The 17,130-nt window shown below is 45.1% G+C and carries 15 protein-coding genes and 1 tRNA gene; 6 read left to right on the top strand and 10 right to left on the bottom strand.

Features of this window, described 5'->3' with window-relative positions:
• Positions 1–58: 58 nt before the first annotated feature.
• Positions 59–208: a hypothetical protein gene (locus tag I2I33_RS09735; RefSeq protein ID WP_158571833.1), complete on the top strand. Its 150-nt coding sequence runs from the start codon at positions 59–61 to the stop codon at positions 206–208.
• A 10-nt stretch (positions 209–218) separates the two neighbouring features.
• Here I2I33_RS09735 and I2I33_RS09730 read toward each other — a convergent pair whose 3' ends face one another.
• The 4 genes from I2I33_RS09730 to I2I33_RS09720 are packed head-to-tail and all read right to left on the bottom strand — an operon-like array spanning position 219 to position 3,641.
• Complete coding sequence (locus tag I2I33_RS09730) at positions 219–950, bottom strand: ABC transporter ATP-binding protein (protein WP_087420170.1); 732 nt, start codon at positions 948–950, stop codon at positions 219–221.
• The gene (locus tag I2I33_RS20285) at positions 940–1,854 is read right to left on the bottom strand and encodes a glycine betaine ABC transporter substrate-binding protein (RefSeq protein WP_087420171.1); all 915 of its coding nucleotides are present in this window, start codon (positions 1,852–1,854) and stop codon (positions 940–942) included. Before I2I33_RS20285 ends, I2I33_RS09730 begins: the two co-directional genes overlap by 11 nt.
• Positions 1,851–2,492 (bottom strand): ABC transporter permease, encoded by a 642-nt coding sequence (locus tag I2I33_RS20280; protein ID WP_087420632.1) that lies wholly within the window; start codon positions 2,490–2,492, stop codon positions 1,851–1,853. The genes I2I33_RS20285 and I2I33_RS20280 overlap by 4 nt, the downstream gene beginning before the upstream one ends.
• Before the next feature lie 18 nt (positions 2,493–2,510).
• Positions 2,511–3,641, bottom strand: coding sequence for a hypothetical protein (locus I2I33_RS09720; RefSeq protein ID WP_087420172.1), 1,131 nt, complete (start codon positions 3,639–3,641; stop codon positions 2,511–2,513).
• 167 nt (positions 3,642–3,808) lie between these two features.
• Between I2I33_RS09720 and I2I33_RS09715 the strand changes: the two genes are divergently transcribed.
• Positions 3,809–4,717: a DUF5996 family protein gene (locus I2I33_RS09715; RefSeq protein ID WP_087420173.1), complete on the top strand. Its 909-nt coding sequence runs from the start codon at positions 3,809–3,811 to the stop codon at positions 4,715–4,717.
• 342 nt (positions 4,718–5,059) lie between these two features.
• Positions 5,060–5,362, top strand: a complete 303-nt coding sequence (locus I2I33_RS09710; RefSeq protein WP_140402554.1) for a hypothetical protein — start codon at positions 5,060–5,062, stop codon at positions 5,360–5,362.
• 253 nt (positions 5,363–5,615) lie between these two features.
• Here the strand turns inward: I2I33_RS09710 and lpxA are convergent, their stop codons facing one another.
• Genes lpxA through I2I33_RS09690 form a run of 4 tightly spaced genes read right to left on the bottom strand, consistent with a single transcriptional unit; the run spans position 5,616 to position 12,200 of the window.
• Complete coding sequence (gene lpxA / locus I2I33_RS09705; protein WP_087420175.1) at positions 5,616–6,395, bottom strand: acyl-ACP--UDP-N-acetylglucosamine O-acyltransferase; 780 nt, start codon at positions 6,393–6,395, stop codon at positions 5,616–5,618.
• Between the two features lie 19 nt (positions 6,396–6,414).
• The gene (locus I2I33_RS09700; protein ID WP_087420176.1) at positions 6,415–7,797 is read right to left on the bottom strand and encodes a TolC family protein; all 1,383 of its coding nucleotides are present in this window, start codon (positions 7,795–7,797) and stop codon (positions 6,415–6,417) included.
• Between the two features lie 6 nt (positions 7,798–7,803).
• On the bottom strand, positions 7,804–10,977 hold the full coding sequence (locus I2I33_RS09695; protein ID WP_118302453.1) for an efflux RND transporter permease subunit: 3,174 nt from the start codon (positions 10,975–10,977) through the stop codon (positions 7,804–7,806).
• Positions 10,978–11,024: 47 nt separating this feature from the next.
• The gene (locus I2I33_RS09690) at positions 11,025–12,200 is read right to left on the bottom strand and encodes an efflux RND transporter periplasmic adaptor subunit (protein ID WP_195666796.1); all 1,176 of its coding nucleotides are present in this window, start codon (positions 12,198–12,200) and stop codon (positions 11,025–11,027) included.
• Positions 12,201–12,405: 205 nt separating this feature from the next.
• On the opposite strand from I2I33_RS09690, the gene I2I33_RS09685 reads away from it, so the two are divergent.
• From I2I33_RS09685 to I2I33_RS09675, 3 genes are all read left to right on the top strand, one after another.
• The gene (locus tag I2I33_RS09685) at positions 12,406–12,972 is read left to right on the top strand and encodes a Crp/Fnr family transcriptional regulator (protein WP_087420179.1); all 567 of its coding nucleotides are present in this window, start codon (positions 12,406–12,408) and stop codon (positions 12,970–12,972) included.
• A gap of 146 nt (positions 12,973–13,118) precedes the next feature.
• Positions 13,119–14,042, top strand: coding sequence for an EamA family transporter (locus I2I33_RS09680; RefSeq protein ID WP_087420180.1), 924 nt, complete (start codon positions 13,119–13,121; stop codon positions 14,040–14,042).
• A 17-nt stretch (positions 14,043–14,059) separates the two neighbouring features.
• Entirely contained in the window at positions 14,060–14,587 is a 528-nt protein-coding gene (locus I2I33_RS09675; RefSeq protein ID WP_087420181.1) for a GNAT family N-acetyltransferase, read from the top strand.
• Positions 14,588–14,856: 269 nt separating this feature from the next.
• On the opposite strand, the gene I2I33_RS09670 is transcribed toward I2I33_RS09675, so the two are convergent.
• A tRNA-Met gene (locus I2I33_RS09670) sits at positions 14,857–14,929 on the bottom strand.
• Positions 14,930–15,098: 169 nt separating this feature from the next.
• On the bottom strand, positions 15,099–17,129 hold the full coding sequence (locus I2I33_RS09665; RefSeq protein ID WP_183312849.1) for a transketolase family protein: 2,031 nt from the start codon (positions 17,127–17,129) through the stop codon (positions 15,099–15,101).
• Between the last annotated feature and the right edge of the window lies 1 nt (position 17,130).

The raw sequence follows: 17,130 nt of genomic DNA, 5'->3' as shown, positions 1-17,130 counted from the left end.
AATATTCATTAACTTTCCTAACTCGATAGAAATAAGTGTTTAATCAATAATAATAAGTATGATGTTAGGAGGAGTGGTTGGAATTTTGTATGTGGTGTTAAAACTAATACTGTTTGTCGGTTTGGTTATTTTACTTTGGAATGTTTATGTCGCATTGCGGATATACATCAAAAAGAATAGTGATGTGAAATGGAAAGAAAAAGACTGACTTGTAAGTGTCAGCCTTCTATTAATTCTTTCACGAAAGGTGTTGCCGGGGTATTCCTGATATGATCCGGGGTGTCCAGTTGCTCAACAAGCCCTTTGTTCATGACCATAACTCGGGTACCCAGTTTTAGGGCCTCTTTTATATCGTGGGTGATAAACACGATAGTCACTCCTAACTGCTCGTGAATACGAATAATTTCACTCTGTAACATTTTGCGTGTAATCTCATCAACCGCCCCGAACGGTTCGTCCATGAGTAGGATATCCGGGTTTGCGGCAAGGGCTCGGGCGATACCAACTCGTTGGCGTTGACCACCGGACAGTTCTGCCGGGTAGCGGTCGAGCATATCCCTGTCAAGACCGACCACGTCAATCAATCGTTCCACCGCTTTGCGGGTACGTTCTTTATTCCTGTGATTCAGTAGGCTGGGGACGTAAGCAATGTTTTTACGAATGGTCATGTGAGGAAACAGTCCGATACCTTGAATGACATACCCGATGTTACGACGTAAAAGTGTTTGGTTCTCCTTCGAAATATCTTTCCCATCGACATAAATGATCCCGAAAGTGGGAGAGATCAGCCCGTTAATTAACTTTAGTACGGTTGTCTTCCCAGAACCGGAACTTCCGATAATGGTTAGGAACTCGCCCTTCCGGATCTCCAAGTTGAAGTCCTTTAATATTTCCCGGTTCCCGTATGATTTATTGACGTGTTCAAAACGAATAGCAACATTATTTTCCATAACTCAATTGTGGATTAAGTAAACCTTTTTTCTTTAAAAACTCCACGGCAACTTCCCGTTCCGTACGATGTTCCACGTCGACGTTGTAATTCATGTCGGCCATTTCCTGATCAGTCAGTATACCGTTCATCTTTTCCAGTATCCTTTCCAGTTCCGGGTGTTCCTTCAATGTTTCCTCTCGTACTATTGTTGCGCAATAGTAGGAAGGAAAGAAGTGTTTGTCATCTTTTAGAATCGTAAGATTCGCATGGCTTAACTGTCCATCCGTCGTGAAAATGTTGATCACATCAATCTTGCCGGATCTCATGGCTTCGTACTTCAATCCAATGTCCATATCCAAGTTTTTCTTGAATTTGAGGTTATAGTAGGCGCAGAGATCCGCGTACCCGTCATTAATTTCGTAAAAGTCATATTCCGCCCCGAAAGTGAATAAATCGGGATAAAGGGCCAGATCGGAAAATGTTTTTAAGTTATATTTTTTTGCCATTTCATTACTTACAGCCAAGCTATAAGCATTGTTAAAGCCGTACGGGGCAACCCATTTCAGCCCGTATTCCCGGGAATATTCTTTTTGTAACTCGGAGAATAATTGGTCGGGTGGGAGTAGCGTGTCTTTTTTCAAGATCACCAACCAGCCTGTACCCGTGTATTCCGGGTAAAGGTCGAAATCTCCCTTGATCATGGCCGGATGAATGTTGCTCGTGCCACCACCCACGCCTTTCGTGATTTTCACGTGCAGATCGGAGTTTTCTTCAATGAGTAGGGCAAGCATCTCTCCGAGAATGAATTGTTCGCTCATCGGTTTGGTGGCAATATGGATCGTGTCTTTTTTCGACTCGCATCCCGACAGGAATACGAGGCCAATGAATAGTGCAAGTAGTCCGTTTTTCATGTATTTTTTCATAGTAATTTACGTTTTCTTTTAATATACTTTTCGTAGCGTCCCACGCCCCAATCTGCCAGCAAGGCCAGCAGGGCTATTAATAAACTCCCGGCAATCGTCATGGCCGAATTGTTGGTTGTGATTCCCCGGTAGATGGCTACTCCTAATCCTCCGGCACCGATAAATGCGGCGATACCCGTGAGGGCAATGGTCATCACGACCATGTTACGTATTCCCGACAGGATAACAGGAAATGCCAGAGGAATCTGTATTTTATAGAGTATCTGGAAGGTTGTGCTGCCCATTCCCCGTGCCGCCTCGATAATCTCCTTGTCGATACCGATAATTCCCGTGTAGGTATTGTGGACCATAGGGAGCAGGGCGTAAATACTCAAAGCGATGATGGCCGTGGTGTTACCGATTCCGGAAAAAGGAATCAAGAAACCGAACAAGGCAATTGATGGGATGGTGTAAATGAAGTTCGTGAGGCCCAACACGGTGGATGAACCCTTGCGGTACATACTGATCATGATTCCTAGCCCCAATCCGACAATCGTGGCGATCACGATGGATGTCAGCGATATTTGCAGGTGTTCCCACGTGAGGTCCAAGAAAAAGTGCCAACGTTCCACGTATAGCGTGTAAATCTCTTTTATCATTTGCATTGCGTTTAAAAGTTAAAAATAATAACCCACGTTCACGTTAAAACGGGCATGCCAGGAATCACTTTCGCCACCGGCACCGAAACCGTTGAAATCAGGTCCCAGCCACCCGTGATTTTTACCTAGAGCGTAATCCACGTAAATACACACGGGACCACCGTCCAGCATACATCCCGTGACGTTCTGGAAACTATCTTTGTAATCGTTGTTCTGTTTGTCGAGCCAACCGAAGTCGTTGTACACTTGTATTTTCTTGAGAAATTTCCTGTTTACCGGGATCGTGTATCCGGCTCCCAACATGTACACGTTTGCTTTGGCGGCTACCAGATAGGGAGCCCCGTAAGCCGTCATCGAGATCAGCTCATCGTCGTCTCCCTCGCCATTTTTAGGATTCATGGCATAAGTTGTCAATTGTGCTTTCAGACTGACTTTTTGCGTGGTTAGTTCATAATGTAGGGCGAAAGCGTAATGTGTACCGTTCTTGCGGGTGTCGAGGTTGTAAAGTTGTCCGAACTCTGCCGATCCGCCTAATCGTTGCCGGGTAGATTCCCCGAATTTATAAAAGGCTTGTCCGTTGAATTGATTGATCTCTTTGTTCCGTCCGGCCACGTCGTAACCGTATCGATCATCGGAAGTCTCGTTATCTGACCCGAAAAGTAGTTCATCTGCATTCTTGAAAAAAGCGAGAGTAAAATCCCACGTGTCACCTTGATATAAATACTTGATTCCCATATCAGAATCGTCTTCCAGTCCGATGTAATAAGCGATTTGCAGGAAGAAGTTGTGCGAGGCGATAGGTTGAATACCGAAAGGCACTCCCGTTAGCCCCAGTTGCATTTGGCTTTTGTCGTTGAACTGGTAGCCGATCCACCCGTATTTCAGCATTGGACCACCGAAATCTTTACTGTAAAAGCGGTAGTCCGCGCTTAGAATGATATTTCGGTAGGAACCTGACAATTTGAAGTATAACACGTCAAAACCAAAATCTCCACCCCGGTCACGATGTCCGGGTTTCCAATCGCAGAAATTGTAATTAAAACGGAGCGCTCCCCCGAGTTTGAACTTCGGTAACACCCGTTCTTGTGCCTGACTTATCACCACCAGTAGCGTTAGGCATATTCCTAGAAACAGTCTTTTATATTTCATATCCATTTTTATCTTTCAAGGTATAACGGGAATGTTAAAAAATAGTTTCCTTAAATTTATCATTTGTTAGTAAAATCAATTTTAAAGTAACTAGACGGTGGAAAAGTAGAACCTTTTTAACTCCTTGGCCGTTAAAGAAAAAAGATAACGAAATAAAAAATAATAAGATGAACAAGAAATTTTTAAATTATACGGATTGGCAAGGAACTGCCGACACGCTGCATATGTACCTTCAGATGTTGGGCAAAGTGAAATTGATGCGTTGTCACCAACGTCCCGAGTGGGCACACGTGCGTCTTTACTTGACGGTGGAAGGGGTATCCACGGGGATTATACCCGGTGATGATTCTCCTTTCGAGATTCAGGCAAATTTTATGAAACATTTGGTCATTTTCCGTAACGGAAACGGGAAAGTGGTTACGTTTACTTTACAGGACGGGCTTTCCGTGATGGAATTCTATAAACAGTTCATGAAGGGACTGGAAGAGATCGGTTCCCCGACAGCGATCAATGTCCGTGCGCAGGAGTTCTACGATCCGATTGATTTTGACAAGGACACTAAACATCATCATTACGATAAGGAGGCCGTACAACTTTGGCACCAGAACCATCTTTTTGCACATGAGGCATTACGGGGATTCCTTTCCGGTTTCCGGGGAAAAGTGGATGGACCGGCTTATTATTTCGGTACGATGGACCTCACTGGAATTGTGTATAGCGGTGAATCGGCTCCGTTTGGCATGAATAAACCGATTTCAGATCATGCTTTTGATGAACGTTATTTCGAGTGCGGTTTCTGGCCGGGAGACGTAAATTATCCTCGTCCTGCTTTCTACGGGTTGCCTTATCCTTTCATAAGTGATATAAAAGGTAATGATCATTTGATTCGTCCCGCGATGGCAATATTCAAGCCCGAGAAGAAAGAGTTTTTTCTGACACTGGAAGATGCTTTGGCTTATGATGACCCGTTTGATGCCGTACATCAATTCCTGCAATCCAGTTTTGATATCATGCAGAAAGTACGTCCGTGGCAGCATCTGGACTGGATCACGACTCCATTGACTTACACGAAATAGACGGGAGTTCCCAAAATTAGAACTGTCCAAAAAGTCATTTTTCAAACTCCCTCCCGGCTTCGCCGTACTCCCTCTATAAACAGAGGGAGAGTTGAAATACTCCCTGTCTTCGGGATAAGTTACCAGCTCCTCCTCTGTTTATAGAGGAGGTGGCACGAAGTGACGGAGGAGTTTTTTGAAATAAAATGACTTTTTGGACAGCTCCTGTCCCTAGCGAGCGCCTTATCTACGGCCAATAGTCATAATGTATATCGGGTTTTAATTATGAAGCGATATTTATAAAATAATTGGTTTTTATAATTATTTTTCATATATTTATAGTACGATATTACTAACTAAATTATGAACGTCATGGGAGGCGAAGGACACGTATTTGATATGATTCGACGCACGAAACAGAATCGAAAAATGCTTCAGGAGCGTCGTGACCGGATGAAAGATCTCGTTGAGAAAATGAACGAGAAACCTTTATCGGGGTATCCGAACAAGTTGGCGGAAGGGGAAATGGAACAAATCGAAAGAGACATAAAATCGAGAGAACATGACGAAAAGGTGTATTACACCCGTTTCATGTTTGCTTTTCTGGGAATTTTGCTATTAGTTATGCTCGTGGCATGGGGAATGTGGAGAATGCTGGGAGCGTGAAAGTATTGGACGAGATACACTATAAAGCTTGTTGTACTTGTGATTCGCTAGTAAGTGTTCGATAACTATTCGATAAGTGTTCGATAAGTATTCGACACGTGTCGTCAATTTATTCCTGATTTATTCTTGATATTCATTCATGATACCGACGAGAGAGTACAGGGACACTGATGGCATAAGGGGTAAATGAATTCGGGGCTGTTCAATGTGAATTGGCAGCCCCGAATCGTTATTTGCTAGAAAAGTGTTAGTGTCACATGGTTGTACCGATCAGTCCTTTCGTGGATTGTTCTATGAAATCAATAATGCGTTGAATTTCCGGTCCGACAGTAATGGTCTCCTTGATTCTCAGTAGGGCGTTTTCAACGCTTGTCCCACATTGATATACTTGGCGGTAGGCTTTGGCTATGTCATCAATGATTTCTTCCGTGAGTTTCTGCTCTTTACGCAGAATGTAAGCGTTGATCCCGTAGTAAGCGATCGGGTTATGGGCGGCAACGATGTAAGGGGGAACGTCCTTGTTGGCCCGGCATCCGTCCTTCACCAGGGCCCAAGTCCCAATGCGGCATCCATGTTTCACGATTACGCCACCACCTAAGATTGCGTAGTCGTCGATAATACAATTCCCGGCTGTCTTGGCTGCGTTTCCCAGCACGCAGTTGTTACCGAGATGGGTGTCGTGTGCCAGATGCACGCTTTCCAGCAGGAAATTCCCGTCACCGACAATCGTGCAATCCGTCGTGTTAGTTCCCCGGTTAATAATAACCTTCTCCCGGATCGTGTTGTTATTCCCGATTTTTAAAAGGGTATCTTCCCCCTTGAACTTGAAATCTTGCGGGGTCGCCCCGATAATGGCTCCCTGGTAGACCGTGTTGTTCGTTCCCATGCGGGTACCGCTCAGGATACTGGCGTACGGCATGATCGTGCAGTTATCACCGATCTCGACGTTCTTGTCGATATAGGCGAAAGGATGGATAGTAACATCCTTTCCTATTTTTGCATCGGGATTAACGTAAGCTAGTGGACTTATCATGATAATTTGTATTTAAAGGTTATTCGGTTCGTCCACCACCCAGGGCATGATACAGGTTAACAACGGCTTGTATGCGTTGAAACTCGTCGGATATTCCGGAGAGTTGTGCGCTAAGCAAGGACTGTTGTGCCGTGAGCACTTCCAGGTAAGTGGATGTTCCTAAAGTTAGTAATTCTTGCGTGTATTCCACGGATTTTTCTAAAGAAAATATCTGCTTTTCACGTTGTTCGATTTTATCTTGTGCCGTTTGGTACTGCACCAATGCGTTGCTAACTTCACTTCCCGCGTTTAATATAGCCTGTTCGAAACTAATCAAGGCCTCTTCTTGTTGTGCCTTGGCAACTCTTAAACGGGCGGTGAGGGCTCCCCGGTTGAAGATCGGTTGTGTCAGTGATCCCACGGCAGAGGCAATCATCTTACCCGGGTTCGTGATGTATGAGCCGGAACTGTTCGTCCATCCGAGTGTTCCGCTGATCGAGATTTGCGGGTAGAATGCCGAACGGGCTTGATTCGTGTTGTAAAACGTGCTGGCCAATGCCATTTCGGCGGATTTCACGTCCGGACGATTCGATAGCAATTGAACAGGTATACCTACATTCAGCAGGGTAGGGAGGGATTGGTCTTCCAGTTTTCCCCGTTCGATACGTTGCGGGGCTTGTTTCAATAACAGGGAAAGTGAGTTTTCTGCTTCCCGGATGCTTTTTTTCAAGTCGGGAATGGAGGCGGCAATCATGTAGCTGTTAGCCTCACTTTGTGCGATAGCGGCCTCGTTTACCATCCCGGCCTCTTTCATCGCTTTCATGGTTTCCACGCTTTTTTGCCATAATACGGCTGTCTCTTCCGTGATGGCCAGTTGCTTGTCCAGCATGAGCAGCGTGTAGTAGGTGTTGGCAATAGTCGAGATGACTTGTGTCTGAACGGCTTGCTTGTATGCCTCGCTTTGTAATAAGGTCGCTTTTGCTCCGCGTTTGGCATTTGTTAATTTGCCGAACAGGTCAAGTTCCCAACTAGAGACTACCGGGAGCGAGTAAATCTGCGTGGCGGCGCCCTTGTCAAAACTACTTACTGTTCCCTGGGGAGATAATCCCAGGGAAGGTAGGTATGCCAAGCGGGAGGACATTAACCCTGCCTCTGCCTCTTTCACTTTCAAGATGGCAGTTTGCAGGTCACTGTTTTGTTCCAGTCCCTGACGAATTAATTTCTGTAATTGGGGGTCCGTGAATACCTCTTCCCAGGGTAAATTACCCATATTCGTGGTATCCGATACCAGCGTGTCATTTACAGAAACCGGGTCCCGGTACAGGCCTTCCACATCCACGTCCGGACGGTTGTATTTCTTGTAAATGTTACAGCTGCTTAACAGGGCGCCCATGCATATCGTGTATATAACAACTTGTTTCATCTTTCTTTATTTTGTGTATTGTTCTATTTCAGATTCAAGTTCCGTGTTATCCGTGTCATGCCATTCGATCGGTTTAATCTTCTCTTGCAGATACTGGAATGCAACGAACATGGCAGGTACCGTGAAAATCTGGCAAATCATACCGATTAACATACCGCCAATTGCACCGGAGCCTAACGTGCTGTTACCGTTTGCACCAACACCGCTAGCGAACATCATCGGTAACAAACCGATAACCATGGCCAGTGAGGTCATCAAAATCGGACGGAGACGGGCAGAAGCTCCTAGCACGGCAGCGGAAACGATGCTCATTCCGGATTGACGTCTTTCGAGAGCAAACTCGGTGATCAGGATGGCGTTTTTCGCCAACAGACCGATCAACATGATCAATGCAATCTGCATGTAGATGTTGTTTTCAACACCCATAAATTGTGCAAATATGAAACTACCCATTAATCCGAAAGGTACGGAAAGAATAACACCCAAGGGTAGGATGTAACTCTCGTACTGGGCACTCAGCAGCAGGTATACGAACACGAGACAAAGTACGAATATTAATGCGGTGGTGTTTCCACTGGAACTTTGTTCCTCACGGGTCATACCCGAGAATTCGTACCCGTATCCGGTAGGTAACGTTTCGGCGGCCACTTCCTCGATGGCTTTGATGGCTTGCCCGGAGCTGTACCCGTCGGCAGGAGAACCGTTCACGCTAATGGCCGTAAACATGTTGAAACGCTTGATATTATCCGGACCGTATACTTTACGTAAGGTGACGAATTGGGTGATTGGTGCCATTTCATTCCCGTTTCTGACCATAATTTGATTTAAGGTTTCCGGATTTGCACGGAAATTGGCATCCGCCTGAATCATGACACGGTACAATTTTCCGAAACGGTTAAAGTTAGAGGCGTACAGACCACCGTAATATCCCTGCAATGCAGAAAGTAACACGCTGGGGGATAACCCGGCTTCTTTACACTTGGCCACGTCAATGTCTACCATGTATTGTGGATAATTCGGGTTGAATGAGGTTCGTGCTGCGGCAATTTCCGGACGAGCATTTAGCTTTTCCAGGAAGTTCTGGGTTATATTGAAAAATTCGTTCAAATCACCACCTGTTTTATCCTGAAGATTGAATTCGAATCCGTTCGTCAAGCTATATCCCGGAATCATCGGAGGTGCGAACAAAAGAACACGGGCATCCTTGATCAATCCTTGGGTTTGCATGTATAATTGTCCGATCACGCTGTTTACATCCTGTCCCTTACTTCGTTCATCCCACGGTTTCAGACGACAGATGAATGTACCGTAAGAGCTACCTTGCCCGGCAATGAAACTATACCCGGCAATTTCTGTACGGTCGGAAACGGCCGGATTGCTGGCAATCAAGCTGTCCACTTGTGCCAAGGCGGCTTCCGTGGTTTCCAACGATGTGGCAGGTGGAAGGTCCACGATCACGAAGAAAGTTCCCGTATCCTCGTTGGGTACTAACCCGGTCGGGGTTTTCTGCATCAGGAATACAAGGACTACCATGCTGGCAATGACCGTGATAAATGTGGTCACCTTGTGATTGATGAAGAAACTAACTCCTTTTTTGTATTTGTTTAACGTTACGTCATAAGCGGCATTGAAGGCGGCATGGAACCGGTTGATAAGTCCTTTTTTCTTGTGATCCTCACCTTTGTCATGCGGTTTTAGGAAAATAGCACATAATGCGGGACTTAGTGTCAAGGCATTGATGGCAGACAGACCGATGGAAACAGCCATTGTTAAACCGAATTGGCGGTAGAAAGTACCGGAAGTACCGGTGATGAAACTTACGGGGATGAACACGGCCATCATCACGAGGGTGATGGACACGATAGCACCGGAAATTTCATTCATGGCGTCAATGGAGGCTTTAAGCGGGGATTTATATCCCTGATCTAGTTTCGCATGGACGGCCTCGACCACGATAATGGCATCATCGACCACGATTGCGATAGCCAGAACGAGGGCGCAAAGTGTCAACAAGTTCATGCTGAACCCGATCAGGTAAAGCACGAAGAAGGTACCAATCAATGCAACCGGAATCGCGATGGCAGGAATTAACGTGGACCGGAAGTCTTGCAGGAAGATAAATACAACCAAGAACACGAGGATAAATGCCTCGATCAATGTCTTCAGTACTTCATGAATAGATGCATACAAGAAGTCATTGGCACTTAGCAGTATGCTATACTCAACACCGGGAGGGAAGTCCTTGGAAACATCTTCCAGTAATGCCTCGATGTCTTTAATGATCTGCGTGGCGTTGGAGCCCGCGGTCTGGAAGATCATACTGGTAACTCCGGGATGACCGTTCGCGTTATTCGAGTAGCCGTAGCTTAATCCTCCCAGTTCGATGCGGGCAACATCTTTCAATCGTAGGATTTCCCCGTCGGAAGTGGCCCGGATGATTATATCCTCGAACTCTTCTGTCGTCTGGAGACGTCCTTTGTATTTCATGATATACTGGAACGATTGATCGCCACTTTCCCCAAACTGTCCGGGAGCAGCCTCGATGTTTTGTTCTGCCAGGGCTGCCGTAATATCAGAAGGCATTAACTTGTATTGTGCCATCACGTCAGGTTTTAACCAGATACGCATGGAATAATCGGCACCGAACGCCATCACGTCGCCCACTCCGGGAACACGCTGGATTTGCGGAATCAAGTTAATCTTCATATAGTTTTGAAGGAACGTTTGGTCAAACCGGTCATCCGTGCTGTAAACGGTGAAACCTAACAACATACTGGTTTGGCGTTTACTAGTGATCACACCTACTTGAGTCACCTCGGCAGGTAGGAATCCTTGAGCTTTGGCCACGCGGTTTTGCACGTTAACTGCGGCCATGTCCGGGTCTGTTCCTTGTTTAAAATATACCTCGATAGAGGCCTCTCCCGTGTTGGTAGCGGTAGAAGTCATGTACATCATGTTTTCCACACCATTGATTTGCTCTTCCAACGGGGCAATCACACTGTTTAGCACCGTTTCTGCGTTTGCCCCGGTGTAAGACGTGCTAACCCGAACAGTAGGAGGTGCGATATCCGGGTATTGCGTGACGGGGATGGAAATCAACCCCAAGATACCCAAGATCACGACGATGATGGAAATCACCGTGGAGAGAACGGGACGTTTAATAAAATTATCTAATTTCATAATCTCAATTCATTCAAAGTAGTTTGTTTATGTTCTTCCATTCCCGCTTACCGGGCAATTGCCTGTTGGCGTTTTGCTGCCGATTCAGCCGGGGTGATCGGTTTAATGGACATCCCGTCTCTCACGGATGTACCTACGCCTTCAACCACGATACGGTCCCCGATGTTTAACCCGGAAGTAACAACATAGTTTTTGCCGTCGTTAATGGGTAATATGGTAATTTCTCTGGTTTTCACAACAGCACTGTCCGTCACGATGAAAGCGAACTTTTTATCCTGAATTTCCGAGGTTGCCTTTTGAGGGATGATGATTGCGTTGTCTGATTCCTCCGGCAACAGGATTACTCCCGATCCACCGCTACGCAAGATCCCGTTCGGATTGGGGAAGGTGGCACGCACGCTGGCAGAACCCGTCGTTTGATCAATTACCCCGCTTAACGTTTCAATTTTTCCTTTCTCGGAATAGATTGATCCGTCAACCAATTGTAATTCCACTGCCGGCATTTGGTTTAATACTCCTTGGGTAGCTCCATTGCTTTGACGGGTTAGTTTGAGAAGATCTTTCTCGTTCATGGAGAAATAAACGAACATCTTGGAATTGTCTGATACCGTGGTTAAAGGCGTTGTCATGCTGGGGCTAACGAGACTACCGACACGATAAGGAATTTTCCCGATAACTCCATCCGCGGGGCTGGAGACTTGCGTGTAGGACAGATTCTTCTCCGCATTGATTAATTGTGCCTCGGCTTGGGCCAAATTAGCCTTCTGTTGTGCTAATGTGTTCTCTGCCGTTTGTAATTCGTATTGGCTGATTATGTTTTTCTGCGCCAGCATTTTTTTATTCTCGGCGGTGAGCGCCGCTGTTGCAACTCCTGCTTCCGCAACCTTAACAGCAGCACGGGCCACGTTCACGGCTTCCTCGTATTGTACGGGGTCAATAACAAATAGCGTTTGACCTTTCTTTACGACCGAACCCTCATCCACGCATAACTTCGTGATGAATCCACTCACGTTTGGACGTATCTCAACGTCCTGACATCCCTTGATTGTTGCCGGGTAAGAATTATTCAACTTTGATACGCTAGGCTCAATTGTGATGACCGCATATTCAGGAACTCCCGCTTGATGTCCAGCCTGTTTGTTTCCACAGGCAAAAAGTGTAGTCCCTAACATAATTACAATCAATCTTTGAGACAAAATAATCATTGACTTTCTAATTTTCATATGCTAGATTTTAATTAATTGTATTCGTGTATAACTTTAAAAACACCCTATAACAGGCGACACAGTGTCGAATAGACAAAAGGTATACCAAAATTGTAAATAGAAATGTAGATTTTATTTCTTTTATAGAAAAATTATATATGTGAGCAGTTAATTTTAAGTTTCTGCTCAATTTTACATTATCTTTGCCGAAAAGGTTTGGATCATGGAGGTTTTTATCAGGAAAATAAGGGAAGCTTACCCGTTATCGGATGAAACCGTTCGTTTATTGCTCGGTCACACGGAAAGAGTTGTTCTTCCTAAAGGTGAATTATTGATGCGGGAAGGAACGGTTGCAAAATATACTTATTTTGTAATAAAAGGATTTGCCCGGGGATTTTTCCATAAGGAGGATAAGGATATTACGATCTGGTTTGCCTCCGAGGGTATGTCCCTTTTGTCAATGAACGGGTATATGTTTTCAACTGCCGGGTATGAGAACGTGGAGTTACTGGAAGAATGTGACCTGTTGAAAATATCAAACGAAACATTAAATCGTTTATTTGATTCCAATATTGAACTGGCGAATTGGGGACGACGGATGTCTGACGGAATTATATTGAAATTCGAGAAATTATTCATGGAACGTTATTTCATGTCTGCCTCGGAACGCTATCATTTATTGGTTGAACGGGAACCGGAGATTCTAAAGAAGGTTCCGCTTCGTCATATCGCATCATTTCTGGGAATTTCTCAAGTGTCATTAAGTAGGATCAGGGCAGGAATTCAGTAATTTTAGATTTTAAATTCTAACTGCACAAATCCAATGTTTCTTAATTTTATCATGTTTTGACTTGATACTATTTTTTACATATGTAAATTGAAAAGTCGGGAATTTTACAGACCTTTGGGGCCGTTAATTTAAAAGCAGAAAATAAAATGCGGCAGTTGAAAGGTGTACTATTAGCGATGATTTCATCATCCACGTTCGGGTTGATTCCATTGTTTGCTCTTCCGGCAATGCAAGAGGGGGTGGGATTGGACTCCGTATTGTTTTATCGTTTTGCCATTTCCGCGGTGGTCGTGGGTGCTTATTTGCTTTTACGGCGTGTGGACCTTCGGATAACTTTAAAGGAGTTTGGAACGATGTTCCTGTTAGGAGGAACGTATGCCTCTACTTCACTTTTTCTGACAGCATCTTACCTGTACATTCCTAGCGGGGTGGCCACAACGATTCATTTTCTTTATCCGGTGTTGGTTACCGCTATCATGATTGCTTTTTTCAAAGATAAAATAGCACTCTCGGTAATCATTGCCACGGTTCTGGCTATTCTGGGAGTCTATTTATTAAGTAGTGGTGAAGGGGAAGGAGTGACGAGTTGGAAAGGACTTTTCATGGTATTGTCGACCGTGGTGACTTATGCCATATATATCGTTGGGGTAAATAAATCCTGTATACAGCACATGGATGGATTAAAAATGACCTTTTATATGTTGTTCTGTTGTACAATCATCTTTGGAGCCAACATCCTGTTAAAAGGGCAGGGATTGGATATGATGCCGAATGCGAATGCCGTGGTGCATATCTTTTTGCTGTCTTTAATCCCAACCCTTGTGTCCGATTTAACGTTAATATTGGCAATACAGCACGTGGGGTCAACCACGGCCGCTATTATGGGATGTATGGAACCCTTGACGGCAGTAAGTATGGGAGTTTTGTTTTTGGGAGAACGTTTCGGGTTGGGGCAGATACTGGGAGTTGTTATCGTGCTGGTAGCCGTGTTCATCGTGATCCTATCCAGTCATCCGGGACATTTTTCTATGAAACGTTTGATCCCGGCATTTATAAGAATAAGAAAATAAAATTAAAGATTCGTGTTATGGTAAATTTGATTAGAATAACGGAGCCGACAGATATTCGTTTACAAAAACTTATCCCACTCTATAAGGAGGCTTTCCCGGAGGAGGAGAGGCGAAATATCAAGCAATTGGAACGGTTGATACGGGAAAAAACGGAGATGCATTTTAATGCCATAGAGACGGATGGTGTTTTGGCCGGTTTGTTTATCTACTGGGATATGCGGGATTTTTATTACCTTGAACATTTAGCCGTTTTTACCCCAATGCGTAATCTGAAAGTCGGGCAACAGGTGTTGGATTATATCGCGGAACATTTAGACGGTATGCGATTGTTGGAAGTGGAACCGACCACGGATGAGATGACCACTCGCCGGGTGAATTACTATCGTCGTAACGGGTATGAGATTCTCGACAAGACGTATATGCAGCCTTCTTACGATGAAGACATTGAAGTCGGTAATCTTTGGATTATGGGTAACCGGAAATCCGATCGTTTACAGGAGTTCATAGAGCGGATAAAACAAGTGGCTTATAGAGAAAATCGATAACAAGGAAACTTTCTTTAGGCGTACTACTTATCTAATGATAACCTACATTTTCGCTAAAGTTGAACTATCCTTTCCTTTGATCATGAACATGGCATGAACACATCAAGTACATAGCATGAACATTGGTATATGTATATGCTATATTAGTGTCGTGTCTGTATTCCCTTGGTGTTTTAGTGTAAGGATAGAGAAGGGGTGGCTGAAAATTAAGTTTGCTATAAGGGGGAAGAGGAAAAAAGATAAGGATCGATTTCTCGATCCTTATTTTGTAGCGGGAGCCTGACTCGAACAGACGACCTTTGGGTTATGAGCCCAACGAGCTACCAACTGCTCCATCCCGCAATATCAGTCAAAACATCTTCTGTTTTGCGTCGGCAAAGATAGTACATATTTATCGTGTATGCAAGTATTTCCTTCTTTTTTTAGAATAAATAAAATTAGTTGTCACGAAAGGAAAGAAAAACGGGAGTAACCATGGTTACTCCCGTTTGATATTTAGCGTGTTAGAAAATTACTTTCCTAACATTTCACATACTTCGTTGAATACACATTCTCCGGTGAATCCGAATTTCTCATCCAATACTTTGGCAGGGGCTGAGTATCCGAAATGGTTTACACCATGAATACGACCATTGCAACCAACCAAACCTTCCAAGGTAACGGATAAACCTGCTGTCAGTCCGTATTTCGGTTTGTTAGCCGGGATAACTTGTTCTTGGTATGCTTGTGGCTGGTGACGGAACAAACCTTCAGAGATCACAGACACGATCTGTGCGGTGATCCCTTTCCGTTCCTGAAGAAGTTTGGCTCCTTCCACTAAAGTAGAAACTTCAGAACCGGAAGCAACTAGCACGACATCCGGGTTCTCTCCGGTTTTGCATACCACGTAAGCACCTTTTTCTGCTTGTAAAGCCTCGTCATAACGATCTGTTCCCGGAAGATCCGTGATGTTTTGTCTGGACAGGATCAAAGCGGTAGGGGTGGAGGTGTTTTCCATAGCCATTTTCCAGGCAACGGAAGTCTCTGCTGCATCGGCAGGACGCAAAGCCAACAAACTCATCTTTCCGGAATGATTCTCTAATTTCTCCATCAAACGCAATTGGGCTTCATGCTCGATCGGTTGGTGAGTCGGTCCGTCTTCTCCCACGCGGAAGGCATCGTGAGACCAAACGTATTTCACCGGAACTTCCATCAACGCTGCCAAACGTACGGCAGGTTTCATGTAGTCGGAGAACACGAAGAAGGTTCCGCAAGCCACGAAGATACCCCCATGAAGAGCGATACCGTTACAGATTACAGCCATGGTCAACTCTGCAACTCCGGCTTGGAAGAATGCCCCGCTGAAATCTCCTTTCACGAGGTTGCGGGCTCCACCTTTGATAAATCCGTCGGTCTTGTCAGAATTACTCAAGTCGGCAGAAGAAACGATCATGTTCTCTACCTGTTGAGCCAAGGCTACCAACACGTCAGCCGAGGCGGCACGTGTGGCAATGTTTGCTTTATGTTGAATTGCTTTATAGTCAATTTCGGGAGCTTTACCGGATAAGAATTTGTGCAGTTTGGCTGCTAATTCCGGGTTTGCTTTTTCCCAAGCTGCCTGTTCTGCTTTTTTAGCTTTGGCGTAAGCCCGTTTTTCATCAAGTACTTTAGCGTAGAACTCGGCTACTTCCGGGAAGATCGTGAACGGGTTTTGCGGATCGCCACCCAAGTTTTCAATCGTCTTTTCGATAGAAGCCCCGGCCCCGGTTAAGGGTTGTCCGTGAGTGGAAACTTTGTCGGAGAAATCTTCCCCGTTAGCACCCATGGCCCCTTTACCCATCAAGGTTTTACCGATAATCAATGTCGGACGTTCTTTTTCGGCATTGGCGGCTTGTAATGCTTTGATGATCTCGTCAGCGTTGTTCCCGTTGATCGTGATCACGTTCCAGCCCCAAGCCTGATATTTGGCCGCGGTGTCCTCGTGAGTTACTTCATTTACACGGGTAGATAACTGCACTTCGTTTGCATCATAGAACATGATCAGGTTGGATAATCCCAGTGTTCCGGCAATACGTCCGGCTCCTTGTGAAATCTCTTCCTGTATGCCACCGTCAGAGATAAAAGCGTATGTTTTGTGAGCCATCCATTCTCCGAAACGAGCTACCAGAAAACGCTCTGCAATAGCAGCTCCGACAGCCATGGCATGACCTTGACCGAGAGGACCGGAGGTGTTTTCCACGCCTCGTTTGAAGTCCACTTCCGGGTGTCCGGGGGTTACACTTCCCCATTGACGGAAGTTTTTCAAGTCTTCCATGCTATACGTGCCGATCAGGCTCAACATAGAATACAACATCGGGGACATATGTCCGGGGTCAAGGAAGAATCGGTCCCGGTTTGCCCATGTCATATCATCCGGATCGAAATTCAAGAATTGAGAATACAACACGTTAATGTAATCAGCGCCACCCATTGCACCTCCCGGATGCCCTGATTTGGCTTTTTCAACCATAGAAGCTGAAAGGATGCGGATGTTGTCCGCTGCTCGATTAAGGATCTTATCCATG

The organism is Butyricimonas sp. BSD2780061689_150309_C8 (genome assembly GCF_015560935.1).
GTDB lineage: Bacteria > Bacteroidota > Bacteroidia > Bacteroidales > Marinifilaceae > Butyricimonas > Butyricimonas paravirosa.
This window is presented reverse-complemented; position numbering and strand designations above follow the sequence as displayed.